The following is a 24,202-nucleotide window of genomic DNA, read 5'->3' as shown; positions in this document are numbered from 1 at the left end:
TGCCTCACCACAAATAGAACAGCGCAAAGATGAACACCCACACCAGGTCGACGAAGTGCCAGTACAAGCCGGCAATCTCGACGATCTGGAAGTTGCCGTGCTCGGTGAACCCCGGCTGCAGGATCTTGCGTGCGATCAGCAGCAGGTAGATCACGCCGCAGGTCACGTGAAAGCCGTGGAACCCGGTGATCATGAAGAAGCACGCGCCAAACTGCGCCGCGCCCATCGGGTTGCCCCAGGGGCGGATACCTTCATGGACGATCAGCTTGGTCCATTCGAAGGCCTGCATCGACACGAAGGTCGCGCCCAGCAGCGCGGTCGCCAGCAACAGTGCGGCGGCGCGTTTTGCGTTGCGCCGGTAGCCAAAGTTGACAGCCATCGCCATGGTGCCGCTGCTGGTGATCAGGGTGAACGTCATGATGGCGATCAGCAGCAAGGGCACATCCACGCCGCCCACAGTGAGCCCGAACACCTTGGAAGGGTCAGGCCACGGCACCGTGGTCGACATGCGCACCGTCATGTAGCCGATCAGGAAGCTGCTGAAGATGAAGGTGTCCGACAGCAGGAAGATCCACATCATCGCCTTGCCCCACGGCACCTTGAAGGCTTCGCGGTCGGCCGACCAGTCCGTGACGATGCCGCGCCAGCCGTCAGGCCCGGCGTCGGTGGGCGTGGTGGCAGTGGATTCGGTCGGGAGCGTGGGCGTGGTCATGGCGCGGCTCCATACAGCGGCCCGCAGCTGGCGGCGACGAACCCAGGGGTGATCCACCACATCGCCGCCAGCAGCACGAGCCAGACAGCCAGCAGGAAATGCCAGTAGATGGCGCACAGCGCGATGGCGCGCTGGGCTCGGAAGGGGTCCCCGCGCTGGAGACGCGCGATCGTCACCGCCCAGGCCACCAGCCCGCCCAGCACATGCAACCCGTGCAGGCCGGTGAGCAGGTAGAGGAAGCTATTGGAAGGATTGACGGTGACGGTCTGCCCGGCCGCCGACAGCATGCGCCAGGCGGTCAGTTGTCCGATCACGAACACGGCCGCCAGCACACCGCTGGACACCAGCCACGCCGCGCGGTGTAAGGTCAACTGCCGGGCACGCTGCATGGCAATGCTTGCCAGCACCAGCGCGCCGGTGTTCCACCACAGCAGCGCCGGATGCGGGATCGGCTGCCAGTCGGGCTCGCGCATGCGCATTGCATAGGCGAACAGCAGCAGTGAAAACAATGTCGTTGCCACCGCCATGAAGACGATCAGGCCGATGCGGCTCGCATTCGGCAAGACAGGTGGCGTGTCAGGAACGAAGGAGCGGGGCAGTGTGGTCATTCGCGTGCCTCGCCGGGTTGAAGCGTCGGGTGGGCCGGTTCAGGCGCCGTCGCAGGCGCAGGCGGCTGGTTTTGCGGGACGAAGTCTTCCTCGTGCCCCGGCGGGCTGTATTCGTACGCCCAGCGGTAGACGACGGGCGGTGCGGCGCCCCAGTTGCCGTGCACTGGGGGCGTTTGCGGCGTCTGCCATTCCAGCGTGGTGGCCCGCCAGGGGTTGCTGTCGGCACGCTTGCCGCGCACCAGGCTCCACGCCAGGTTGTACAAGAACAGCAACTGCGCCGCCGCAACGATCAGCGCAACGACGGTGATGAAGGTGTTGAGCTTCTGCGCCGAAGGTGGAATGAAGCTGTAGCCCTCATACGCGTAATACCGCCGCGGCATGCCCAGGATGCCGAGATAGTGCATCGGGAAGTAGATCGCATAGGTGCCGAGGAAGGTAACCCAGAAGTGCACGCGCCCGAGCGTGTCGTTGAGCATGCGGCCCGTCACCTTCGGATACCAGTGGTACATGCCGCCAAACACCACAAGGATCGGCGACACGGCCATCACCATATGGAAATGCGCCACCACGAAGTACGTGTTCGACAGCGGAATGTCCACGCTCACGTTGCCGAGGTAGAGCCCGGTCAGCCCACCCAGGACGAAGGTGCTGATGAAGCCGATGGCAAACAGCATGGGCACGGTCAGATGGATATCGCCGCGCCACAGCGTCAGCACCCAGTTGTAGACCTTGAGGGCGGTCGGGATGGCGATGATGAGCGTGGTGGTGGCAAAGAAGAAGCCGAAGTACGGATTCATGCCGGCGATGAACATGTGGTGCGCCCAGACCACGAAGCTCAACGCACCGATGATGATGATGGCCCACACCATCATCTTGTAGCCGAATATGCTCTTGCGCGCGTGCGTGCTGATGAGGTCCGACACGATGCCAAAGGCCGGCAGCGCGACGATGTAGACCTCCGGATGCCCGAAGAACCAGAACAGGTGCTGGAACAGCAGCGGGCTGCCGCCGGCATGCTTGAGCGTCTGCCCCATCGACACCACGGCCGGTATGAAGAAGCTGGTGCCGAGTGTCTTGTCGAGCAGCATCATCACTGCCGACACGAACAGCGCCGGAAACGCCAGCAGCGCCATGATGGTCGCCACGAAGATGCCCCACACCGTGAGCGGCATGCGCATGAGCGTCATGCCGCGCGTGCGCGCCTGCAGCGTGGTGGTGACGTAATTCAAGCCGCCCATCGTTGTCGCGACGATGAAGATCGCCAGCGACACCAGCATCAACACGATGCCCCATTCCACGCCCGGTGTGCCCGGCAGGATGGCCTGGGGTGGATACAGCGTCCAGCCCGCGCCGGTCGGCCCGCCTGGCACGAAGAAGCTCGCCATCAGCACCAGCACGGCCAGCAGGTAGACCCAGTAGCTCAGCATGTTGAGAAACGGGAACACCATGTCGCGGGCGCCCAGCATCAGCGGGATCAGGTAGTTGCCGAAGCCGCCCAGAAACAGCGCCGTCAGCAGGTAGATCACCATGATCATCCCGTGCATGGTGACGAACTGGTAGTAGTGGTTGGCGTCGATGAAACTGAACTTACCCGGAAAACCGAGCTGCAACCGCATCAGGTCCGACAACACAAGGCCGACCAGGCCGACGGCGATGGCCGTCAGCGAATACTGCACGGCGATGACCTTGTGGTCTTGGCTCCAGACATAGCGGGTCCAGAAGCTTTGCTGGGCGTGGTTGGTGTGCGCGTAGGGCATTGCGTCTGCTCCGCTAGGGTTTGGCTGCGCTGATGGCGGCCGGGCCGCCTTGCGATTCGATGTAGGCCACCAGCGCGGTCAGCTCCTGCTCGCTCAGGTCGAAGGTCGGCATGATGGGTGCGAAGCCCTTCACGACGCGGGCCTTCGGGTTGCGGATAAAGGCGCGCAGATAGGCTTCGTCCACCTTCGCGGTACTGCCGTCCGCCATCGTTTCGGTCTTGTCGTACAGGCCCTTCCAGGTGGGGCCCACGCGCGGACTGCCGTCCACGGTATGGCAGGCGAAGCAGCCCTTGGCCTCTGCGAGCGTCTTGCCCTGGTCAGCAAGCGCCTGGGCGCTGCCGCCTGCAGCGGCGGGTGCGGCCTGCACCCTGGCCTGCTGCCGCTGCGCGAACGTGCTCTGCTTCGCCAGCCAGCGCGAGAACGATGCTTCGTCTTCCACCACCACCACGCCGCGCATGTTGGAGTGCCCGATACCGCAAAGCTGCGCGCACAGGATGTCGTAACGCCCTGCCTTGGTCGGCGTGAACCAGAAGGTCGTCACCATGCCGGGCACCATGTTCATGCGCGCACGGAACGGCGGTACGTAGAAGTCGTGCAGCACGTCGAGCGACCGTGTCAAGACCTGGATCGGCCGGTTGAGCGGCAGGTGTACCTCGGGCGTCTCGATCAGGTAGTTGTCACGGCCGTTGGGGTCGCCGGGGTTCAGGCCGAAGGGGTTGCCGTTGCTGATGTAGCGCACGTCCGTCGTGCCCAGCTTGCCTCCGGGGCCGGCAAAGCGGAAGCGCCATTGCCATTGCTGGCCGAGCACTTCCATCTGCAGCACGTTGGGCGGCGGCCGTACGAAGTCTGCGTAGACGAAGAGCCCCGGTGCCAGCAACGCTGCCACGCCGACAGTGGTCAGGCCGATCAGCCACCATTCCAGCCGCTTGTTGTGCGGCTCGTAAGCAGCGCGATGACCCCTGCGGTGGCGGTAGCGCACCAGTGCGATCACGATGAACAGGTTGATCGCGATGAAGAGCGCGCCGGTAATGACGAGCGTGATCGTCAGCATGTCGTCCATGCGCACCCAGTTCGAGGCGATCGGCGTTATCCACCAGGGACTGGCAAAGTGAAACCCTACCGCCAATACGATGATCAGGCTCAGGGCAATCGCAAGCGCCATAGTCCACCTCGCTGCGCGTCACTCGCTGGAGCCGCTAACAAAAAAGCTCCTGGCGTCGTTGTGCCGCCTTGCCGTACTTCGTACTGCCTGCGCCGGCACTTCTGCCAGGACCGCTTCGCTGAGCATTGTAAGCGGCCCTAAAGCAAAGGTAGTCCTCTCCTCTGCATCGTGCAAGACAGCGCCAGGGGGAAACGCGCCCCATATACGGATCGCGCGAATGGAGGAGTCACTTGCCGCGATGCAATGCAAAACGGCCGCCTCCAGCATTGGTTGCCGAGGCAGCCATCTCCCAAGGGCGCCGGGTGTTTAGGGTCTGTTCACGTGTTCGACGTGCGTACGACGACTTGCTGCCGGCGCGGATCACATCGCGACATATCCATGTCCTCGCGAATCACAGTGTCGCACTCGAACAGTTACCCGAGGCATCCTTGCTGCAAAGCAGCGACGTCGTGCACTCGCTCGAACGCGGCGTGGCGCTCGGCGGTGCGACCGGCGCGCTTCTCGGCCTCGTGGCACTGGTATACCCTCCCGCGGAGCTCGCCATTGCGGGCGGCGCCGTCGTCGCATTGACGTTGGTAGGTGCGGGCTTCGGGGCCTGGACGGCCACGATGATCGGCGTCGACGAACCGAATGCACGACTCGAGCGCTTTCGTGGCGCCATACGTGACGGCCAACTCTTGATCATGGCCGACGTGCCTGGATCGCGCGAACATGAGATCGAGCAGATGGTCGCGCAGCATTTTCCGAAGGCCGATCTCGAAGGCGCGGAGCCCACGACACCGATCTTCCCCTGAGAAGCAGTCTAGACGAGGCCATCGGCGCCCCTACAGGGTCGACAAGGGAAGTTCGCGCTGAGGTTGGGTAAGCGACTATCGGGAGTCGCGAAACTTCCGGGTTCGTTTAAGACAGTCAACTGGTTGCGGGTTTCACTCGAGCGCAAGCGGGATGTGGAGAAGCGATGCAGCGTGGGCACGCGAGAGCGGTTCGATGGTTGTGAAAAGATCGATCGTTATGCTATTTTTAGCGATGGTTTGTCAGGATTGCAGATGACGTTGACGTGACGCTTCATGGCGCGGGGCGCCATCGCCATGGTGCTCGCACCGGCGCTGATCGTCAGCAGTAGTGCCGCAGGTTGATCATCGTGTAAGCGAGGGTCTTGAATGCATAGTGGACCGCGCTCAGACGCTCGAAGCGAAGCAGCAGTCGCCGGAACTTGTCCTCCCAGGCGAAGACCCGCTCGATGGTCCTGACGCGCTCCTCGAAAATGACTGGATCGAAGCGCAGTTTGCGGCCCCGCTTCGGCGCTTTACGTCCACGCGGATTTTCGGGAATGTTGGGAATCATGTCCCGGTTGAAAATCGCCTTGCGGTTGGCCCGGCAGTCGTAGACGCCATCCAGGCTGACCGTTGAGCCTTGCAGGTCCATGCCAATGGCGCGGGCCATGTGGTTCAGTCTGGGCAGCGCGTCACGCAGCAGCGGCGATTCGTTGCGGTTGCCCGGGGCAGAAACGAATGGCGCGATCACGTTGCAGTGGCGATCGCAGAAGGCGACCACCTTGTCGCCTTTCAGGTGCTTGTGTCCGCTGTACCCCAGGTTGTCGCCGCCCTTCTTCGCGGCAGTGGTCGTGCCGTCGCCGTGAATGACTGTGAGGTCGAGGAACTGGTCCTGATGAAGCTGGTGCACCGAGCCGGCAAAAATCCTGTCGATGCAGCCATCGGCCTGCCACCGCCGCAACGCCCGATAGATGCGCGTGTAGTGGATTTCAGGACGACCTTCGTCATTCCTTTCGATCGGCAGTGCCTTCCACTGGCAGCCCATGTACAGCAGTTGAAGAACGTAGTTGAAGATCTTGTGCAACCCCAGTGTCGGTGCCGGTCCGCGCCGGCCCCGGCTCAGATGCGGCAAGACAAACTGCTCGAACTGCTCAACGCTCAATTTCGTTGGAATCGCTTGCCCGCATTGACTTCCAGCCATCCGTAACATCCACAAATCCGGACTTTAACCGATCTGGCAGCGCAGATCACCAGATCCAGTCCTGATGCGGCTCGCAGACAAATTTAGCCACCTCAGGAAACCCGCAACCAGTTGGCAAAATCGGCGGAAATTTTTGCAGTAAATTCGCGCAAATCGGGAATGCGTGTAATTACCCCGCCGGCCTATCATGGAGCGTCGAAACGACGGCGGGCCGAATCGGTGCGTGGTCTCGCGGATGATCATCGCGTCGCCGTCCGGCGTGGTCACGCCCCGCTGCAATAAACGCCCCCGTGATCGTTGGCGCGATTGTGGCGATATTTTCGTCACCCGTAAATCCTTTTCAACGAGAACACCTGCAGTCAACAGGAGCAGACCTCTACCGTAGCTACGCTGCACGAGGCCTTCCTCCGTCGACGTTTCCGCTCAAGGTCTGACCGAGGTCATGCGCGAGCGCACCTGACCGATCTTGTCGAGTCCCGCTTCACGGCCTTCCTGTTCGGCGAGCGGTGCACGGTGCCGCCCTGGTTTAGCGCCGCTCGCCGGAACTCCGCGCGGCTGTGGGCTGCTCGCGATGCAATCGAAAACGCGGATCTCTCGAAAAATGCATGGCTGGGACTATACCGGCCGATTGTTCGGCATGTATGGCGCCGGGTCTGGCACCAATCTACCCGGCGCGTTCGGACGGCCATGTGGGCCGCTGTCACGACGCGCGCCGTGGACCTGGGGTGACGCCCCGGGGGCCCGCTGCCTGCCTGAACTCACCTTGACCGATCAAGGACGCGATGCCCAGGAGCTAACTCGACACCGTCTATGCCGACTGTGCAGCACCCATAGCTGAAGGCGGTGAAGCCGAGGCATTGGTGTTCCTGGCCAGTTTCGCGCTGCTTGCGATCATGCACACGGACGCGGCCGGTGCCGCATTGCAAATGATTGACGACGCGCGAGGGGGTGGCGGGCCCTCCCGCTTCAGATGATGTCAATTCACGTGCCCGCGAGCCGCTGGATGGCCCGGTGGGGCCTTTCCCTGACTGCCACGTGACATCGATCCAAGCCCCGCGCGTGCCCGGTTTTTTTGCGAATCGTCTGCACGATGCCAGTAGGTGAAAACGATGACGTCATTGGGCGACGTTATTCTTGCGCGCATGAAAATTATGCTAGAAAATCAATAAAAAATCCCACAAGTGGTTTTGTGGCATACAAATACAGCATGACGACATTCACGATCCCCATTGGAGGCAACAAATGAAGGAACTGACAGTTGGGAACGTCAGAGCCGGAACGGGCACCAGCTGGTATCGCAGCTGGTTCCTGCTAGTTCTGGTGCTCATCTATGCATCCAGCTTCGTTGACCGCATCATCATCGCGGTGGTCGGGCAGGCGGTGAAGGTTGAGATGAACCTGAGCGACCTGCAGCTCGGTCTGCTTGGCGGGCTCGCGTTTTCGATTTTCTATTCCCTGCTTGGGATTCCGATCGCGCGGCTCGCCGACCGCTTCAACCGTGTCGCGCTGATCGCGGTGTCGATTGCGGCGTGGTCGGTGATGACCGCGCTGTGTGGCACAGCCGGCGCGTACTGGCAGCTGCTTGTCTATCGTCTCGGCGTTGGCATTGGCGAGGCGGGCAGCACGCCGACCGCGCACTCGCTGATTGCTGACCAGTTCGGCCCGCGCCGCCGCGCGAGTGCGCTCGCGATCTACGCGCTCGGGCCTCCTCTCGGCGTGCTTGCCGGCGCGCTCGGCGGCGGCTGGATGGTACAGCACATGGGCTGGCGGCCCGTGTTCTACGTGGTCGGCCTGCCGGGGCTGGTCTTCGGCCTGCTCGCCTGGGTCACGCTGCGGGAGCCGGAGCGCGGCGCGGCCGAAGAAGGCGGCGCCCTTCAGGCCGCGCTGGTGCCCTCACTGCGTGAAGTGCTCACGGTTCTGATGAAAAGCCGGGCATTCGTGCAGATGCTGCTCGGCACCGCGATCGGCGCGTTCGCGCAGTTCGGCATCAACCTGTTCATCCCGGTCTACCTGACGCGCGTCTACGGCATGGGCTATGCCCAGGCCGGTCTTGTCTTTGGCCTCGTGATTGGTGTCGGGGGCATCGTCGGCAATATGCTCGGCGGCCTGTCAGCCGACTGGGCGAGCGTCAAAGACCGCCGCTGGTATGCGTGGATACCCGCGCTCGGCACGGCGATCGGCTTCCCGCTAATCGTGAGCGCATTCATGGTGAACCAGTGGCCGGTTGCCGTGGGGCTGCTCTTCGCCGCCACGATCGCGCTCAACACGTGGAACGGTCCCACCTTTGCGGTCGTGCACGGCATCGTCGAGCCGCGGATGCGCGCCACGGCCACGGCTTTCGTGTTTCTGCTCATGAATCTCGTCGGCCAGGGGCTCGGCCCGACGGCGGTCGGCTTCCTGAGCGATCGCTTCACCGACCACCTGTTCACGCTGGGCAGGTTCCATCTGGTTTGCGCGGCGCCCGGTGCGCATGGTCCGACAGTGGCCCCGCCGGGCCAGTTCACGGCTGCCTGCCATGACGCGTCGGCCTATGGCATCCGCTACGCAATGCTCGCCGTGAGCGTGGTGCTGATCTGGTCGTCGGTGCACTACTTCCTCGCGTCGCGTCACATGCATCGCGGCAATTGACGCAAACAGGTTTGAGCAAACGGGAACGAAGCGGGTGGGAATACCTGCAATACATCAAGGAGATGGTAGTGAAAAAGAAGCTGATTATCGGAGCGGTGGCCGCGGCATTAGCGGGCACGGCGCAGGCGCAAAGCAGTGTGACCCTGTACGGGATCATCGACGACGGCATCACGTACGTGAGCAACGCGGGCGGACATTCGCTCTGGAAGCTCGATGACGGCATCAACCAGGCATCGCGCTGGGGTTTGCGCGGGGCCGAGGACCTTGGCGGCGGACTGAGGGCGGTCTTCACGCTCGAAAACGGCTTCTCACTCAACACCGGCACGGCAAGCCACGGCGGCGCGCTGTTCGGGCGGCGCGCGTACGTCGGCCTGTCGAGCACGACCTTCGGTACACTGCTCGCCGGCTACGACTACGACTTCATCTACGACTACGTCTCGTACTACACGAATGTCGCGCAGTTTGCGCCTTCGTACGCGTTCCACGGCGCCTATGACATTGATCGTCTCGCGGGCGAGCCGGTCAGCAACATGGTGCGCTATGAAACGCCGAACTGGCACGGCTTCGGCGCGGGCGTGATGTACGGCTTCAGCAACGTCCCGAACGGTTTCGCAGGCACGCCCACGGGTAATCCCCGCGTAATCAGCGCTGGCGTCAAATATAGCCCGACAGGCACGTCCGACGCGCCGTACTCGATGGCAGCCGTGATCACCAAAACCGACGGCGGGAACGCGGCGCGCGGTGTCGGCACAATGGCCCAGGTCGCACTGAACGCGAAGTCGATCTATACGGTCGCGGTTGGCGGTCAGGCGAAGGTGACCGACGCGATCTCGCTGAATGGCGTGTACACCTACACGAATGCGTCGCAGAGCCCGCGCGGTGTGGTCACCGTGGGCGCCTACGAGCTCGGTGCAAGTTACAGGTTCTCGCCGTTCCTGACCTTGGGCGGAGGCTTCACCTACGTCGATCAACACAGGCTCGGCAAGTACGACCTCTACAGCCTGGGCCTCGATTACCATTTGTCCAAGCGTACCGATGTGTATCTGTTCGGGACCATGCAGCATGCATTCGCGGGCCAGAAGTATGCGGACAACTTTCTCGTCTCCACGCCGTACTCAGTGCCGGGCGCGGGCGGTTCGCTGTATGGCAACCTCGCCTCCACCAGCTCGAACCAGCTAGCCGTGCAGGCCGGTATTCGCCACCTCTTTTAAAAGATGTCCTCGGCGGCGCACAGCCGGAGGCCTCTGCAGTGACGCCGGCTTTCAGCGGCGTCGTGCGTCGGGGCGGCACCGGTATTCTCTATTGCGGTGGACCTGACTAGGCGTGTGGTATACCTGCGGGGTATCATATCGGGTAGCCACGCGATGCTGCCGTTCTCCGGCGCGCATCGCGGCCCTCGATAACCCACTGCATCCCATCCAATGAGTCAGCCCCCAAAACTGAGCCGCTCGACCGAAGTCAAGGCGATCCTGGAAGCGGAAATCGAGCGAGGCGAGCTCGTACCCGGCGCAGCGCTCGACGAGCGCGCGCTTGCCGCTCGCTTTAACGTGTCTCGTACTCCGATCCGCGAGGCACTGCAGCAGCTCGCTGCCCAGCAGTACGTGCAGATCGTGCCGCGCCAAGGCGTGTTCGTCACCAAGATGACGGTGCCTCAATTGCGCGACATGCTTGAACTGCTGAGCGAGCTTGAGGTCGTTTCGGCGCGGCTCGCTGCGCGTCGTATGAACGATGCTCAGCGCGCCGAACTGCAACGCACCATCGACGAAGGCGTCGAGGCGCTGAATCAGGGCGACGCGCGCCGTTTCGCGCGCATCAACGTAGATTTTCATGAAGTGGTTTGCGCGGCCTGTCATAACGACTATCTTGCTGACCAGATCCGCTCGATTCGCCGTCTGATTTCGCGTTACCGGCCCAAACCGTTCCTTGCGCCGAGTCGGCGCGAGAAGGTGATCGCCGATCACACGGCGCTCGCGCAGGCGCTGCTTTCGGGCGACGAGAGAGCCGCCGGCGATATCATGGCACAGCATTCGCCAGGTGGCGAGGCAGGTTTCTCCGAGTTTCTTGCGACTTTGCCGGCCGAGTTTTTCAACGATACGCCGGTCGTGCTGTCGCGCGACGCGTCCGCTGCCGAGCTGGCGGATAACACGCAGGGCACCGATTAACCGGACGGATTGCGGGCAATCAATCGGGAATGGGCCGCGGCATTGCCGTGGCCCATCTGCGTTTTGGGCCTGCAATGTCGGTTGCAGGCGCCTGGTCGAGCCTAGAGATCAGCGAAACGGCCGTTCGTGGCGGCGAGCTTTTCTAGCAGCGGTGCCGGCTTCCACCAGTATCCGTACTCCTCGTAAAAGCGCTGCACGTCGCGGTAGACGTTTGCGACACCGATCTGGTCCGCGTAGTACATCGGGCCGCCGCGATGCGCCGGGAAGCCATAGCCTGTCACGTAGACGACGTCAATGTCGCTCGCGCGCAGGGCAATTTCCTCTTCGAGCAGCTTCGCGCCTTCGTTGATCATGCCATACACGCAACGCTTGATAATTTCTTCGGCCGCAATGGGGCGACGGCTGAGGCCCAGGCGCCCCGATTCCTCGACAATGAACTGCTCCAGTTCGGGGTCGCGCTGCGGATCGCGGCTGCCTGGCTCGTAGCGGTACCAGCCCTTGCCGCTCTTCTGCCCGAGACGTCCCATCTCGACGAGCTTCATGATGAGGTCGTTCCAGCGGCGGTCGGTGGGACGCGTCGCCATCTGCGCCTTGCGCGTCTGGTAGCCGACGTCGTTGCCCGCCATGTCGTGCACCGCGAAGATGCCCATCGCGTAGCCAAAGTCCCTGAGCGCCGAGTCCACCTCATGCGGCAGCGCGCCGTCTTCCACGAGGAAGTGCGCCTCGCGGTTGTAGCTACGGAATAGCGCGTTGCCGATGAAGCCCGGATAGATACGTGCGAGGACGGACACCTTCCCCATGCGGCGGCCCAGATCCATCAGCGTGACGATGACATCGTCAGCGGTCTGCGCTGAGCGTACCACTTCGAGCAGGCGCATCACGTGCGCTGGGCTGAAGAAGTGCGCGCCGACTACGTCGGCGGGGCGCTTCGTGACCGCTGCGATCTCGTCGATGTCGAGGCCCGAGGTGTTGGTGGCGAGGACAGCGCCCGGCTTCGCATACTGGTCGAGTTCACGGAAAATTCCCTGCTTGAGCGCGAGGTCCTCGAACACCGCCTCGATCACGATATCGGCGTTCTTCACGTCGGCAATCGAGAGCGAGCCCGTGATGCGCGCGAGCCGCTCGTCACGCACGGCGGGGCCGAGCCTGCCGCGCCTGACGCTGTTTTCATAGTTGTCGCGGATGCGGGCGAGACCCCGCGTCAGGCCGCCTTCATCCGCATCGATCAGGGTGACGGGGATGCCGGCAGCGGCGAGCGCCATTGCGATGCCGCCGCCCATCGTGCCGGCGCCGATCACGGCCGACTGCCCGATCGGGCGCGGCTGGGCGTCGCCGACGGGAACCTGGGCGGCGGTTTTTTCCGCTGCCTTCACGTGTGCGAGCGCCTGCTCGCGCGCGGCCGCTTCCTGCGGATTCAGTTCGGTTGCTGCATTCATGGTTCGTTGCACCTCAAGCTGGGGTCTTAGGCTGGTCGGGACGCTCGAGTGGCTTCGCCGTGCCATCCACGAATTCCTGCAGGCGCTTCGCGGTCTCAGGCGAGCGCGCCATGTTCGAGCTCATGTACTCGAGAAAGAGACCATCCTCGTGCGAGAGATCGTTCACGCGCGGCAGCAGGTTGGTGATGCGCCAGTTCGTATCGGGCGCGTTCTGCGCGATTTTCGCCGCGAGCTCTTTCGCCTTGGCGAGCGCCTCGCCAGCCGGAGTCAGATAGGTAATCACGTGCTCACGCAAACCTTCCTCGGCTGAGAGCAGGCGGCCCGTCAGCATGAGATCGGCCATCACGCTGTAGCCGATCACGCGCTGGATTCGTACGGTGCCGCCACCGCCCACGAAAATACCGCGCTGGCCTTCGGGCAGGCCGAAAAACGCCGTCGCGTCGCCGACGCGTACGTGCGCGGCGGTCGCGAGTTCCAGTCCGCCGCCGACCACCGCGCCGTGCAGTGCCGCGACAAACGGGATCGGACCGCGTGCGATGATATCGAACACTTCATGCCAGGAGTGGCGGCGACGCTTGCGCGGCGGCGCGCTCTGGGCGGTGGCGCGCGAAAGCGCCTCGCGCAGGTCGAGACCCGCGCTGAAATTGCCTCCGTGCCCGAATAGCACACCGACATCGGCTTCGTCGCCAGCGCGCATGACAGCGTCGCGCAGTTGCACGATCACGTCCTCGTTGATTGCGTTGCGCTTGTCGGCCCGGTTCAGCCCGATCAGCGCGACCGCGCCGTCGAGTTCGTAAGTAACGAGGGTTTGGCTCATTGTGGGTTCCGTTTGTTGAATGTGTAGGTCGCCGCGGCAGCGCGTTACAGGTCGAGCACGAGGCGGCCGCTCGTGCAGCGCGACACACAGACCTGCATGACCTTGCCGCTGGTCTTGTCCGCATCGGACAGGTAAGTGTCGCGGTGATTGATCTCGCCATCGCAGACGCGGGTCGAGCACAATCCGCAGTAGCCGGCGCGGCAGTCATACATGACGTCGACGCCGTTTTCGATAAGGGTGTCGAGCAACGACCGGTCGGCTGGTACGGTGAGCCGTGTGCCCGACTGTTTGAGTTCGACCTCGAAGGCGACGTCGCCTTCCTGAGATGCGGTCTCGGTGAACAGCTCGTGGTGCAGGTCGCACTCGTGCCAGCCGCGCTTGCGCGCGACGGCGAGCACCGCGTTGACCATGCCCGCCGGGCCGCACACATAGATCGGCTGGTTCACCTGCGCGTTTTCAAGCAGCGCGTCGACCGACAGGCGCGCGTTTGGGTCGTCGTCGCTCCACAGCACAAGGCGTTTGCCTGCAAGCGCCCGCAGTTCGTCGACGAACGGCAGTGAGTCACGCGTGCGTCCGCTGAAATGCAATTCGAAGTCGCGTTGCTGCGCGGCAAGCTCGGCGGCCATCGAGGCGATCGGCGTAATGCCGATGCCGCCTGCAATGAGCAGCACGGGCGCTGGTGCGGCGAGCGGGAAGTGGTTGGCCGGGGCGCGCACGTTGAGTGTCTGCCCGACTTCGAGTGCGTGCATGTGACGCGAGCCGCCGCGGCCCTCGTCCTCCCGCCGGATGCCGAGCCGGTACGCCGGTACGCCGGCGCGCGGATCGACAGACGGGTCCAGGTTGATCAGCGAATAGGAGCGCCATTGCGGCGCGCCAACTCCCGAAAACGGAATTTCGACCTGGATGTGTGCGCCCGGCTCGTAACCGGGCAGCAGCACAGCGTCCGCCGCGTCTAGCGTGAACGACCTGATCAGCGGGGTGAGCGTGTCGACCGCGGCGACGCGCAGTGTAAGCAGCGAGGGGGCAAGCATCGAAGTCATTCCGTATTACGTGGTTTCGGTGAGAACTCGCCAATCGGCGCCGGTCGGCAACACACCGCCGACTGAAATGGCGCGCGAGTAATCGAGCTCAGGATTGTCAGCGAGCGTCGGTGTCTTGCCTGCCATGAACTCGCGCGCCGATTTGAGCAGCAGCGTGCGAACGCGCAGCACCGCGCCGTCGGCTGAGCAGAGCTGCTCGTTGGTGCGGTCCGCGATCGGTCCCTGACCGAGGAACATCGCGAAGTCTTCGGTGCCGAGATGCTGGTGGAAGCCGGTCGCGTGACCACGCTTCATGAGATCGCGGTTCTGACCGAAACCGTCGTTGCGCGTGCCCGGCGGCAACGGCGGGAAATTCCACACGTCTGGCGTGGCCGACATGACGGTCATGCCGAGCTTGCGGGTCGGATTGAAGTGCACGAACCACGCACGGTGGGTGACGTCGTCGACGGGCGTCGAAAAGAACACCGTGCTCGGGCCAGTTGCGTCTGGCGCGCAGATGATGCCGTACCACGGCATCACGAAGTTGTTCACGCGCGCATAGACCTTCTCGTCGGGCAGGTCGCGCAGCGCGGCGTAGCGGTAGCCATAGGGACGCTCCTCGAATTCGAGACGCGGGGCGAGCGCTCTATTCATGTGCAAACGCTCATTGCCGCCGCCCGCCGTGATCTGCGTGGTCGATTCGTGCAGCACGCCGACGTGCGAAGAATCCATCGAGGCTTCCACACCTTGAACCCAATTGGTCGGCACTTCGGCGCTCGTGACCGAGCGCTGGTCGGCGGCCAGATTCGTGAACGGCAGGTCGGGGAACCGGGGTGGCGTGTCGCCCTTGCCGAGCCAGACCCAGACGATGCCGCCGCGTTCCTCGACGCGGTACTGGCCGGTCTTCACCCGCTTGCAGAACTGAGCCTGATCGCCGACCTGGTTTGGGGCTTCGACGACTTTGCCCTGGACGTCCGTCTTCCAGCCATGGAAGATGCAGCGCAGGCCGTTGTCCTCATTACGCGCCATCATCATGGACGTCCTGCGGTGCGGGCAGAGCTCGTCGATCAGGCCGGCCCGTCCGTCGGTGGTGCGAAACGCCACGTAGTTCGTGCCAAGCAGGCGCACCAGCACCGGGGCGCCGTCAGCCACGAGCGTGGCCGAGGGCACGGCGGGCATCCAGTAGTGCTGGCGGATCATTTCACCCATCGGCGCGCCGTTTTCAACGCGTGTGAGCAGTTCATTTTCTTCGGCGGTCATGGCCATGATCAGGCTTCCTTGTAGTTTCGGAAGGCGCGCGGGTAGACGCGCGCGCAATTGCACTCGAACACGTTCTTGCGCTGCTCATCGGTAAGCCATTCGATGCTTTCGATCACCGGCTTCATGTCGTCGTAGTCGCGTCCGGAGATAGGGTCGCGCGCGCTTCCCGTGCCGGGTTTTTCCGTGCCGAACAACACGTTGTCGGTCCCCGCCACCTTGAGCAGCAGTTCGATCGATTCCTTCGAGTAATTGCAGGTGTCGAAATAGAGCTTCCTGAGCTGCTCGTCGAAGGTTTCCAGATGGTTGCGGCGCACCGCCCACGAGCGGAAACGTCCCATCTGGTAGGGAATGGCGCCGCCGCCGTGACCAACCACGATCTTCAGGGTCGGATACTTCTTGAACACATCCGAGTCGAGCAGGGAGATGACCGCGATGTTCTCTTCGTTGATGAACTTCAGTGTGTACGACTCGCGCGGGCTGCAGCTGCCGGCTGAGTGGATCAGTGCGGGCACGTCAAGCGCGGTCATCGCTTCATAGAGCGGATGCCAGAACGGATCGCCGAGCCCCAGCGGCGGCGGACCTTCCGATTCGGTCGGGTCCGGGTTCAGCAGACAGCCCACGAAACCCAGTTCGTTCACGCAGCGCTCGAGCTCCGCCACGACGCGTACCGCCGGCGACTCGTTCATGAACTGCGGCAGGCCCGCCACGCCGCGGAAGCGGTCCGGGAACATCGCGACGTAGCGCGCGATCAGGTCATTGCAGTGGCGCGACCAGAGTTCGGTCACGCGCGCGGGCTTGACCGAATGCATCTGAAGATAGGGGCGCGGCGAGATGAACTGCACGTCTGTGCCGACCGAGTCCATGCTACGCACAAGTTCTTCAGCGACCTTGCGCAACGAAGCGTCCGGCACGTTGGGTTTGGTCGACGGGTTGGCGCGTCCGCCGATCAGTTCCGCCATGTAGCGGAAGCTTTCGGGCGGCATGACGACGTGGGCGTGGGAATCGATAATCACGTTGGGGCCTTTGTGAATGAGGGGAAGGGTTGCTTTGAAGGGATCCGCCGGACGCTCAGGAGGCCACGGCGAGGGTTTCTAGCTGAAGCGCCATGCCGTGCTGCAGGTCGTGCACGACGATATGGCGTGCTGGCCGCTGTGCCGGGTCAGGCCAGCACGCGAGCCAGTGCGCGTTGATGTGCTCGCGGATCGAATCGTCTTTCACGTACACCGTGAGTTTCACGACGTCCGCGAGTGTTGCGCCGCCTGCGTCGAGAAAACGCCGGAGGTTGTCGAACGCGAGCCGGGCCTGATCGGCGGGGGCGGCGGCGAGGCGGCCGGTCGCCGGATCCTTGCCGGCGATCGCCGACGAGCAAAGCACGTTGGCGACGCGCGCGCCGACCGGGATTGGTGCGTTGTGCGCGAGACCGGGGACGTCGATGGAACGGGGCATGATTTCTCCGTAGGGCTGGTTGAGGACGGCTCGGTTCAGTCCGTGCCGAATTCGAAAAAGTGGCGTGGTACCGCCGCGAGGAACTCGGAGAAGCCAGTCGTGCCTGCCGGTACGTGACGCCGCATGACCTCGGCAGCTTTCGCTTCGTCACCGGCCTGGATCGCGCGGGCGATCTCGAAGTGCTCCTGCAGCGAGCGGCTGATCTGGGTGCGGTGGCGCAGGTCGGCCACTCGATAGCGAGCCGACTGGCGGCGCGCGGCGCGAATCTGCTCGGCGAGGCACTCATTGCGGCTGCCGTTATAGATCGTGTCGTGGAATAGCGCATTGGCGTGCGCGTACCCAACTGCGTCGCCCTCGACGGCCGGCTGCTGGCAGGCCAGCAGCGCGCGGTCGAGCGCTTCGTGTAGCGCGTCGCCCGCACGCCGCGCGCAAAAGCGCGCGCACAGCGCCTCCAGCTCGCCGATGTACTCGAGCATCGAGCGCACTTTGGCGATCGACAGCCGCGCCACCGTAATGCCTTGGCGCGGCGAGATCACAACCAGATCGCGCGCTGCGAGGTGCTGAAGCGCCTCGCGGACGGGGGTGCGCGAGACGTTAAAGCGCGCGGCGAGCGCGCGCTCGTCGATGGTTGCGCCCGGGGCTAGATCGCCCGCCTCGATCTCGGTCTGCAGTGTCGCGCGAATGTCATTTGCAAGGCTGGCCCGCAGGCGCGGCGTCACTTCCGGCATGCGGGGCATTCCGCCTTCGTGCTCAACGGACAGGTCGACGACAGTTTTCATGGCAGAGGCTTTCTGTTGAGGTGCATTAAATATACCAATAGTTTGCTGTGGTATTCAAGACTAGGTTATTTTTATGCCTCGCTGCCTAGCGGCGGGCGTGCCGAGGGTTTTGCAAAATATGATTTAAAATCAATATGTTGGCGGCATGTTATTCCTTTGTCTGATCTTCAGTAGGGGAAAATACCAAGACAACAAAACTGTCTGTGGTGTATTGAATGACGGCTTGTGGTATGCCAGAATGCACGCATCCGACATGATCCCGGTGCACAAGCTGGGGTCCCAATCAAGAAGAGGCATGACCTGATGAGTAAGTCACTCTCCGACGCCGCCGGCGTGCTGTCCGTCGAGCGCGTGCTCAAGCCGAGATCGATCGTGATCGTCGGCGCTTCCGCCGACCCGCGAGCGTTTGGCAATTTCGTGCTGCAAAACCTTGAACGGTTCGGTTATGCGGGCGAGATCCATCTCGTTTCGCGTAGTAGCCAGGAAATCAACGGCCGCCGGTGCGTCAATAGCGTCGACGCGCTGCCCGAGGGCATCGATCTCGCGGTGCTCGCGATACCGGAATCAGGCGTGCTCGATGCGGTACGTACGCTCGGTGCTCGCAAGACCGGCGCGACGGTGATCTTCGCTTCGGGCTATGCCGAAGCGGGCGAGGAAGGCCGTGCCAGGCAGGAGGTTTTGACCGAAGCGGCGAACGCGACGGGCATGGCGCTGATCGGCCCGAACTGCATGGGCTTCACCAACTTTGAGGCAGGCGTGCCGATCACCTTTGAGGCGATCGCGCCGTATCCATGCGCGGGCCGCAAGGGCGTCGGCGTGGTCGCGCAAAGCGGCGCGATGGCCGCGAACCTGCGTGATGCGTTCATGGGGCGCGGGCAGCCGATCACTGCGGCTGTGTCGACGGGCAATGAAGCCGTCCTCGGTATCGAGGACTACCTGGCCTGGTTCATTGGCGACGTGCAAACGAGCGCGATCGCGGTGTACGCCGAACAGATCCGCCGTCCGCAAACCTTTATCAAGCTGGCGCGTAAGGCGCGCGCGGCCGGCAAGCCGATCGTGATGCTCATGCCGGGCAAGAGCGCCCGGGCACGCGAAGCAGCACAGTCGCACACCGGCGCGCTGGCCGGTGATCACGCGACCACGAGTGTGCTGCTCTCGCGGGAAGGCGTGGTGATGGTGGACACGCTCGACGAGCTGTTCGACACCACGACGATCCTCGCGCGTTTCCCGGTACCGCCCGCAGCGGGTACGGCCGTGATGACCGCGTCAGGCGCCGTGAAGAATATCGTGCTGGACTTCGCTGAGGACATCGGCCTCACCTTGCCGGCCTTGACCGGGCCGACAATTGAAAAACTGACAGCGTTGCTGCCGGACTTTGCGGTGGCCGACAATCCGCTCGACTACACGACGATCGGTGTGCGTAACCCCGGCCTGATTGGAGAGCTTATCGACACGGTGCTTGCCGATCCGAACGTCGGCAGCCTCGTGCTCGCGATCATGGGCGGCCCGCCGATCGCGCAGCGAGACAAGGCGGATCACGTGGTGCCGGCGCTCGCGCGCGCCACCAAGCCGGCTGTGCTGGCGGTGTTGGGCGACAACAACGTGCTCGAGCCATTTTTTGTCGAAGCGATCGCCGCGAGCGGCGTGCCGTTCTTCCGCTCACCGGACCGAGCGCTGCGTGCCTGTGCGCGCGTGGCTACCTACGGCGAATCGCTACAGCGTGCGCAGCGCGCACAAACGGCAGATCCGGTCGCGATCCCGCTGCCGGGTCCCGTGCCGGCAAATGGCATCTTTGCGGAGTATCAGGGCAAACAATGGCTCGCGGCGGCCGGCTTGCCGGTGCCTGCAGGGCGTCTTGCGAAGTCGCTCGACGACGCGTTGAGGATTGCCGACGAAATCGGCTACCCGGTAGTACTCAAGGCTCAGGCGAGCGAGCTGCCGCACAAGAGCGACGTGGGAGGCGTGGTGGTTGGCCTTGCGGATGAAAACGCGTTGCGCGCGGGCTGGGACAAGCTGCATACGAGCGTGTCCTCGCATCGGCCCGAGCTGGTGCTCGACGGCGCGCTCGTTGAGGCGATGGGACCGCGCGGCCTCGAACTCGTGGTTGGCGCCAAGCGCGACGCGGAGTGGGGGCCGGTCGTGCTGATCGGTCTCGGCGGGATCTGGATCGAGGTGCTCAAGGATGTGCGCCTGATTCCGGCCGACATGACCGAGGCCGACATCGTGGTCGAACTACGCCGCCTCAAGGCCGCCGCGCTGCTCGACGGCGTGCGCGGTGCGGAAGGCGTGGACGTGGGTGCAATCGCGAATGCCGTGGCCGCGATCGGCGCACAGATGCGTGCGAACCCGCAGATCACGGAGATCGACGTCAACCCGCTCGTGGCGTATCCGAACCGCGTCCTGGCGCTCGACGCACTGGTCGTGTGCGGCGCACGCGACAGCGCGCACTAATCATAAGGATAATGAATCAATGAGACTGGAATTCTCCGCAGAGGACGACGCATTTCGCGCCGAGGTGCGCGAGTTCGTCAGACAGAACCTGTCGCCCGAACTCAAGCGCAGGGCCGAACTCGGCCTGCGTCTCGAGCGCGCCGACTATGTCGAATGGTTCACGCGGCTCTACGAGCGTGGCTGGATCACACCATCGTGGCCGAAGGAGGCCGGCGGCCCGGGATGGACCCCGCTGCAACGCTACATCTTCGACGAGGAAACGCTGGTTGGCGGCGCGCCGCGCATTATCGCAAGCGGCATTAACATGCTCGGTCCGGTGCTCAACGCATTCGGTACGCCCGAGCAGAAGGAACACTATCTGCCCGCGATCCGCCGCAGTGAGACGTGGTGGGCACAGGGTTTTTCGGAACCCGGCGCGGGTTCGGACCTCGCGAGTGTGCGCACGACGGCGGTGCTGACCAGGGACAATGACGGCGATCATTTTGTCGTCAACGGGCACAAAGTTTGGACCTCGTATGCGCACTGGTGCGAGATGATGTTCGCGCTCGTGCGCACCGATCCTGATGCGAAGCCGCAGGAAGGCATTTCGTTCCTCCTCATCGACATGAAGTCGCCGGGCGTCGAGTTGCGCCCGATCCGGATGCTCGAAGGCGGCACCGACCTCAACGAGGTCTATCTCGACAACGTGCGTGTGCCGGTCGAGAACCTCGTCGGCGAGCTCAACAAGGGCTGGTCCTACGGCAAGTATCTGCTCGGTCACGAGCGCACCGGCATCGCTGGGATCGGCTCGTGCAAGCAGCAACTCGCACGTGTCAAGACTCTCGGCAAGCAGCAGGGCCTCGCGGGTGATCCGCTGTTCGAGGCGCGCGTGAGCCGCTTTGAGATCGAATTGATGGCGCTCGAACTCACTGGCCTGCGCATGCTGAGCGCGAACCAGCAGAGCCGCGTGCCGGCAGTCGAGGCATCGATGCTCAAAGTGCGCGGCACTGAACTGCGCCAGTCGATCTACGCGTTGCTCACAGAGGTCGCAGGACCGCACGCCGTGCCATTCGACGAAGCGGCGCTCCTCGACCAGGCCGGCCATGAGCCGCCAGGCCCCGACGACCTCATTGCCGTAGCGGCCAATTACTTCGACGCACGCAAGCTGTCGATCTACGGTGGCACCAACGAAGTGCAGCGCAATCTGATTAGCCGCGCGTTCTTCAATGCCTGAACCTGGAAACGATAAAACATGGACTTTTCTCTCACTGAAGATCACGTCGCGCTCCAGGATGCGGTACGCCGCTTCTGCGACGGCGAATATCCCGCGCATCAGCGCGGCAATGCCGAGGACGCGGCGCTTGCCGCCCGCCGTCGCCGCGGTCTCGCCGAGCTCGGCGTGACCGGGCTCACCATCGATGCGGAGCACGGCGGCAGCGGCTATGGCGCAGTTGAAACGATGCTCGTCGCCCAGCAGCTGGGCCGCGCGCTCGGCGGCGCGGGTTGGCTTGCGAGCGGTCTGCCGGCCGCGGCGTTGATCGGCGCGGCCGGCAGCGTCGAGCAGTGCGTCCCTTGGCTCGAAGCGGCGGCCACCGGCGAGAAGGTGCTCGCGTTTGCGGTCGGCGAAGCCGATGCGCGCTATGACATCGCGCGGCTCGCGGTGCCTGCGAAGGAAACCGGTAACGGCTGGCGCATCGACGGCACCAAGACGCTGGTATTCGACGGTGCAATCGCGGACGCATTCGTGGTCGCTGTGCGCACCTCGGGCGAGCGCGGCGATACGCATGGCCTCTCCCTGTTCCTCATCGACGCGAAGACAGCAGGCATCGCGCTGCGGAGCTTTGCGACGATCGATGCACGCGAAGCAGCACACGTCACGTTCTCGAACGTGGTCGCGAACAAGGACGATCTGATCGGCGAAGCCGGCGAAGGCTACGGACTGATCGAAGCGGCGCTCGACCGCGCGAACGCTGCGTTGTGCGCGGAATCGGTCGGTGCACTGGAAGCACTGCTCGAGTTGACCGCCGAACATCTCAGGACACGCACGCAGTTCGGCGCGCCGCTCGCAAAGTTCCAGGCGCTGCAACACCGCGTCGCAGACATGCTGATCGCGCTCGAACAGGCGAAGTCGATGGCGTGCGCGGCCGCAGTGGCGGTCGACGAGAACGACCCGCAGCGCCGCGGCAGTTTCGTGTCGGCTGCAAAGGCCTTCATTGGCGACGCGTGCCGTACCGCCGGGGAATGGGCGATCCAGCTGCACGGCGCGATGGGCATGACCGAGGAATGCCGCGCGGGCCATTACGCGAAGCGCATGTTTACGATCAACATGACCTACGGCGACGCCAGCTGGAACCTGAATCGTTTCACGGCCCAGCGCCTCGGCAAGGAGGCCGCATGAGCCTGAATGGACAAGCGTACATCGTGGGTGCCTATGAGCACCCGACACGAAAGGCCGACGACCTTTCCGTGGCGCGTCTGCATGCCGACGTCGCAAAGGGCGCGCTTGAGGACGCAGGCCTGACGAAGGACGACATCGACGGCTACTTCTGCGCGGGCGACGCGCCGGGCCTCGGCACGACCACCATCGCCGAATACCTCGGCCTGAAGCTGCGCCACGTCGATTCGACCGAGTGCGGCGGATCCGCGCCGATCCTGCACGTCGCGCACGCGGCCGAGGCGATCGCAGCCGGCCGCTGCAATGTCGCCCTGATCACGCTGGCCGGCCGCCCGCGTGCGGCAGGTGCGGCGCTCTCGCTCAGGGCGCCGGACCCGGATGCACCGGACGTCCAGTTCGAGTTGCCGTTCGGCCCAGCCACGCAGAATCTGTACGGGATGGTCGCCAGGCGGCACATGTACGAATACGGAACCACGAGCGAGCAGCTCGCGTGGATCAAGGTCGCGGCGTCGCACCATGCACAGCACAACCCGAACGCGATGCTGCGCAACGTCGTGACCGTCGAGGACGTGGTCAATTCGCCATTGGTCGCCGATCCGCTGCATCGTCTCGATTGCTGCGTGATGAGCGACGGCGGTGGTGCGCTCATCGTCGCGCGTCCTGAAATTGCGCGGCAACTCAAGCGCCCGCCCGTCAAGGTGCGCGGCGCGGGCGAGGCCCCGAAGCATGCTGCGGGCGGCAAGATCGACCTGACCTGGTCGGCGGCGAAGTGGTCGGGCGCGGCAGCGTTCGCGGAAGCGGGCGTGACACCGGCCGACATCAGGTACGCGTCGCTCTACGACAGCTTCACCATCACCGTGCTCATGCAGCTGGAGGATCTCGGCTTCTGCAGGAAGGGCGAGGGCGGCAAGTTCGTGCAGGACGGCGGTCTGATCTCCGGCGTCGGCAAATTGCCGTTCAACACCGACGGCGGCGGGTTGTGCAATAACCATCCGGCGAACCGCGGTGGGGTCACGAAAGTGATCGAGGCGGTACGCCAGCTGCGTGGCGAGGCGCATCCCGCCGTGCAGGTGCAGAACTGCCACCTCGCGCTCGCGAGCGGCATCGGTGGTGCACTCGCGTCACGTCATACGGCCGCTACGCTCATTCTGGAACGGGTATAACGATGACGACTATTCAGAATCCGGCGGCCGACAAGGCCGCGAACAAGCCCCCGAAGCCCACCGGTCCGCGTCGCATTGCCGCACCACGCGCGCTGCCGGAGGCACTGCCGTTCTGGGACGCGGCCAGCGAAGGCCGCCTGCTCGTGAAACGCTGCACGGACTGCGGCGAAACACACTACTACCCACGTGACATCTGTCCGCACTGCCTGAGCGCGAACACCGAATGGATCGAATCGACTGGCAAGGGCACGATTTATTCGTTCAGCACAATGGGCAAGGACGAAGCGCGCTACACGCTCGCCTACGTGACGCTCGACGAGGGCGTGACGATGCTTACCGATCTCGTCGACTGCGATCCTGCCGCGCTTGAAATCGGCCATCGCGTTCAGGTGATCTTCAAACCGAGCGACGGCGGCTATCCGGTTCCGATGTTCACTCCGGCCTGAGGCATAGC

21 protein-coding genes are annotated in these 24,202 nt (G+C 63.9%); 9 read left to right on the top strand and 12 right to left on the bottom strand.

All coding sequences use genetic code 11. The annotated features are described in order from the left end of the window. Positions 1–4: 4 nt before the first annotated feature. The 4 genes from GNZ12_RS17905 to GNZ12_RS17890 are packed head-to-tail and all read right to left on the bottom strand — an operon-like array spanning position 5 to position 4,239. Positions 5–712 carry a heme-copper oxidase subunit III family protein gene (locus GNZ12_RS17905; protein WP_172312098.1) on the bottom strand — a complete coding sequence of 236 codons (708 nt, stop codon included), beginning with the start codon at positions 710–712 and terminating at the stop codon, positions 5–7. Then, the gene (locus GNZ12_RS17900) at positions 709–1,320 is read right to left on the bottom strand and encodes a cytochrome c oxidase subunit 3 (protein WP_172312096.1); all 612 of its coding nucleotides are present in this window, start codon (positions 1,318–1,320) and stop codon (positions 709–711) included. The genes GNZ12_RS17905 and GNZ12_RS17900 overlap by 4 nt, the downstream gene beginning before the upstream one ends. Continuing rightward, positions 1,317–3,077 (bottom strand): cytochrome c oxidase subunit I, encoded by a 1,761-nt coding sequence (ctaD, locus tag GNZ12_RS17895; protein ID WP_172312094.1) that lies wholly within the window; start codon positions 3,075–3,077, stop codon positions 1,317–1,319. The genes GNZ12_RS17900 and ctaD overlap by 4 nt, the downstream gene beginning before the upstream one ends. A 13-nt stretch (positions 3,078–3,090) precedes the next feature. After that, complete coding sequence (locus GNZ12_RS17890; protein WP_172312092.1) at positions 3,091–4,239, bottom strand: c-type cytochrome; 1,149 nt, start codon at positions 4,237–4,239, stop codon at positions 3,091–3,093. Between the two features lie 284 nt (positions 4,240–4,523). Between GNZ12_RS17890 and GNZ12_RS17885 the strand changes: the two genes are divergently transcribed. Further along, the gene (locus tag GNZ12_RS17885; protein ID WP_172312112.1) at positions 4,524–5,033 is read left to right on the top strand and encodes a DUF1269 domain-containing protein; all 510 of its coding nucleotides are present in this window, start codon (positions 4,524–4,526) and stop codon (positions 5,031–5,033) included. A gap of 319 nt (positions 5,034–5,352) precedes the next feature. Here the strand turns inward: GNZ12_RS17885 and GNZ12_RS17880 are convergent, their stop codons facing one another. Further along, positions 5,353–6,213, bottom strand: a complete 861-nt coding sequence (locus GNZ12_RS17880) for an IS5 family transposase (protein ID WP_172312090.1) — start codon at positions 6,211–6,213, stop codon at positions 5,353–5,355. Between the two features lie 1,242 nt (positions 6,214–7,455). Here GNZ12_RS17880 and GNZ12_RS17875 point away from each other — a divergent pair. From GNZ12_RS17875 to GNZ12_RS17865, 3 genes are all read left to right on the top strand, one after another. After that, positions 7,456–8,841: a spinster family MFS transporter gene (locus GNZ12_RS17875; protein WP_172312088.1), complete on the top strand. Its 1,386-nt coding sequence runs from the start codon at positions 7,456–7,458 to the stop codon at positions 8,839–8,841. A gap of 68 nt (positions 8,842–8,909) precedes the next feature. Next, a complete protein-coding gene (locus GNZ12_RS17870) occupies positions 8,910–10,052 on the top strand; it encodes a porin (protein ID WP_172312086.1) in 1,143 nt (380 codons plus the stop codon). A 210-nt stretch (positions 10,053–10,262) separates the two neighbouring features. Continuing rightward, entirely contained in the window at positions 10,263–11,003 is a 741-nt protein-coding gene (locus GNZ12_RS17865; protein ID WP_172312084.1) for a GntR family transcriptional regulator, read from the top strand. A 101-nt stretch (positions 11,004–11,104) separates the two neighbouring features. Here the strand turns inward: GNZ12_RS17865 and GNZ12_RS17860 are convergent, their stop codons facing one another. Genes GNZ12_RS17860 through GNZ12_RS17830 form a run of 7 tightly spaced genes read right to left on the bottom strand, consistent with a single transcriptional unit; the run spans position 11,105 to position 17,709 of the window. Then, positions 11,105–12,439 (bottom strand): 3-hydroxyacyl-CoA dehydrogenase, encoded by a 1,335-nt coding sequence (locus GNZ12_RS17860; RefSeq protein WP_172312082.1) that lies wholly within the window; start codon positions 12,437–12,439, stop codon positions 11,105–11,107. 13 nt (positions 12,440–12,452) lie between these two features. Beyond that, on the bottom strand, positions 12,453–13,256 hold the full coding sequence (locus GNZ12_RS17855) for a crotonase/enoyl-CoA hydratase family protein (RefSeq protein WP_172312080.1): 804 nt from the start codon (positions 13,254–13,256) through the stop codon (positions 12,453–12,455). 44 nt (positions 13,257–13,300) lie between these two features. Then, positions 13,301–14,287 (bottom strand): PDR/VanB family oxidoreductase, encoded by a 987-nt coding sequence (locus tag GNZ12_RS17850; protein ID WP_172312078.1) that lies wholly within the window; start codon positions 14,285–14,287, stop codon positions 13,301–13,303. A gap of 15 nt (positions 14,288–14,302) precedes the next feature. Continuing rightward, complete coding sequence (locus tag GNZ12_RS17845; RefSeq protein WP_172312076.1) at positions 14,303–15,541, bottom strand: aromatic ring-hydroxylating dioxygenase subunit alpha; 1,239 nt, start codon at positions 15,539–15,541, stop codon at positions 14,303–14,305. A gap of 2 nt (positions 15,542–15,543) precedes the next feature. Then, positions 15,544–16,548 (bottom strand): amidohydrolase family protein, encoded by a 1,005-nt coding sequence (locus tag GNZ12_RS17840; RefSeq protein ID WP_172312074.1) that lies wholly within the window; start codon positions 16,546–16,548, stop codon positions 15,544–15,546. Positions 16,549–16,603: 55 nt separating this feature from the next. Beyond that, complete coding sequence (locus GNZ12_RS17835; protein WP_172312072.1) at positions 16,604–16,981, bottom strand: RidA family protein; 378 nt, start codon at positions 16,979–16,981, stop codon at positions 16,604–16,606. 35 nt (positions 16,982–17,016) lie between these two features. Next, entirely contained in the window at positions 17,017–17,709 is a 693-nt protein-coding gene (locus GNZ12_RS17830) for a GntR family transcriptional regulator (protein WP_172312070.1), read from the bottom strand. A gap of 354 nt (positions 17,710–18,063) precedes the next feature. Between GNZ12_RS17830 and GNZ12_RS17825 the strand changes: the two genes are divergently transcribed. Genes GNZ12_RS17825 through GNZ12_RS17805 form a run of 5 tightly spaced genes read left to right on the top strand, consistent with a single transcriptional unit; the run spans position 18,064 to position 24,194 of the window. Then, complete coding sequence (locus GNZ12_RS17825; RefSeq protein ID WP_172312068.1) at positions 18,064–20,211, top strand: acetate--CoA ligase family protein; 2,148 nt, start codon at positions 18,064–18,066, stop codon at positions 20,209–20,211. Between the two features lie 19 nt (positions 20,212–20,230). After that, positions 20,231–21,424: an acyl-CoA dehydrogenase family protein gene (locus GNZ12_RS17820; protein WP_172312066.1), complete on the top strand. Its 1,194-nt coding sequence runs from the start codon at positions 20,231–20,233 to the stop codon at positions 21,422–21,424. A gap of 18 nt (positions 21,425–21,442) precedes the next feature. Further along, entirely contained in the window at positions 21,443–22,588 is a 1,146-nt protein-coding gene (locus GNZ12_RS17815; protein WP_172312064.1) for an acyl-CoA dehydrogenase family protein, read from the top strand. Continuing rightward, a complete protein-coding gene (locus tag GNZ12_RS17810) occupies positions 22,585–23,748 on the top strand; it encodes a thiolase domain-containing protein (RefSeq protein WP_172312062.1) in 1,164 nt (387 codons plus the stop codon). Before GNZ12_RS17815 ends, GNZ12_RS17810 begins: the two co-directional genes overlap by 4 nt. A gap of 2 nt (positions 23,749–23,750) precedes the next feature. After that, complete coding sequence (locus GNZ12_RS17805) at positions 23,751–24,194, top strand: Zn-ribbon domain-containing OB-fold protein (RefSeq protein ID WP_172312060.1); 444 nt, start codon at positions 23,751–23,753, stop codon at positions 24,192–24,194. The last annotated feature ends 8 nt before the right edge of the window (positions 24,195–24,202 follow it).

It is taken from the genome of Paraburkholderia solitsugae, assembly GCF_013177695.1.
Taxonomy (GTDB): Bacteria; Pseudomonadota; Gammaproteobacteria; order Burkholderiales; family Burkholderiaceae; genus Paraburkholderia; species Paraburkholderia solitsugae.
The sequence above is the reverse complement of the archived record's forward strand: the minus strand, read 5'-3'. Positions and strand labels throughout refer to the sequence as shown.

Bases quoted from the DNA above. Each gene is read 5' to 3' on its own strand.
- GNZ12_RS17825 (WP_172312068.1), top strand. From the start codon at position 18,064: ATGAGTAAGTCACTCTCCGACGCCGCCGGCGTGCTGTCCGTCGAGCGC.
- GNZ12_RS17865 (WP_172312084.1), top strand. From the start codon at position 10,263: ATGAGTCAGCCCCCAAAACTGAGCCGCTCGACCGAAGTCAAGGCGATC.
- GNZ12_RS17860 (WP_172312082.1), bottom strand. From the start codon at position 12,439: ATGAATGCAGCAACCGAACTGAATCCGCAGGAAGCGGCCGCGCGCGAG.
- GNZ12_RS17880 (WP_172312090.1), bottom strand. From the start codon at position 6,213: ATGGCTGGAAGTCAATGCGGGCAAGCGATTCCAACGAAATTGAGCGTT.
- GNZ12_RS17850 (WP_172312078.1), bottom strand. From the start codon at position 14,287: ATGCTTGCCCCCTCGCTGCTTACACTGCGCGTCGCCGCGGTCGACACG.
- GNZ12_RS17845 (WP_172312076.1), bottom strand. From the start codon at position 15,541: ATGGCCATGACCGCCGAAGAAAATGAACTGCTCACACGCGTTGAAAAC.
- ctaD (WP_172312094.1), bottom strand. From the start codon at position 3,077: ATGCCCTACGCGCACACCAACCACGCCCAGCAAAGCTTCTGGACCCGC.
- GNZ12_RS17830 (WP_172312070.1), bottom strand. From the start codon at position 17,709: ATGCCGGAAGTGACGCCGCGCCTGCGGGCCAGCCTTGCAAATGACATT.
- GNZ12_RS17890 (WP_172312092.1), bottom strand. From the start codon at position 4,239: ATGGCGCTTGCGATTGCCCTGAGCCTGATCATCGTATTGGCGGTAGGG.
- GNZ12_RS17815 (WP_172312064.1), top strand. From the start codon at position 21,443: ATGGACTTTTCTCTCACTGAAGATCACGTCGCGCTCCAGGATGCGGTA.
- GNZ12_RS17855 (WP_172312080.1), bottom strand. From the start codon at position 13,256: ATGAGCCAAACCCTCGTTACTTACGAACTCGACGGCGCGGTCGCGCTG.
- GNZ12_RS17820 (WP_172312066.1), top strand. From the start codon at position 20,231: ATGAGACTGGAATTCTCCGCAGAGGACGACGCATTTCGCGCCGAGGTG.
- GNZ12_RS17900 (WP_172312096.1), bottom strand. From the start codon at position 1,320: ATGACCACACTGCCCCGCTCCTTCGTTCCTGACACGCCACCTGTCTTG.
- GNZ12_RS17835 (WP_172312072.1), bottom strand. From the start codon at position 16,981: ATGCCCCGTTCCATCGACGTCCCCGGTCTCGCGCACAACGCACCAATC.
- GNZ12_RS17805 (WP_172312060.1), top strand. From the start codon at position 23,751: ATGACGACTATTCAGAATCCGGCGGCCGACAAGGCCGCGAACAAGCCC.
- GNZ12_RS17905 (WP_172312098.1), bottom strand. From the start codon at position 712: ATGACCACGCCCACGCTCCCGACCGAATCCACTGCCACCACGCCCACC.
- GNZ12_RS17875 (WP_172312088.1), top strand. From the start codon at position 7,456: ATGAAGGAACTGACAGTTGGGAACGTCAGAGCCGGAACGGGCACCAGC.
- GNZ12_RS17810 (WP_172312062.1), top strand. From the start codon at position 22,585: ATGAGCCTGAATGGACAAGCGTACATCGTGGGTGCCTATGAGCACCCG.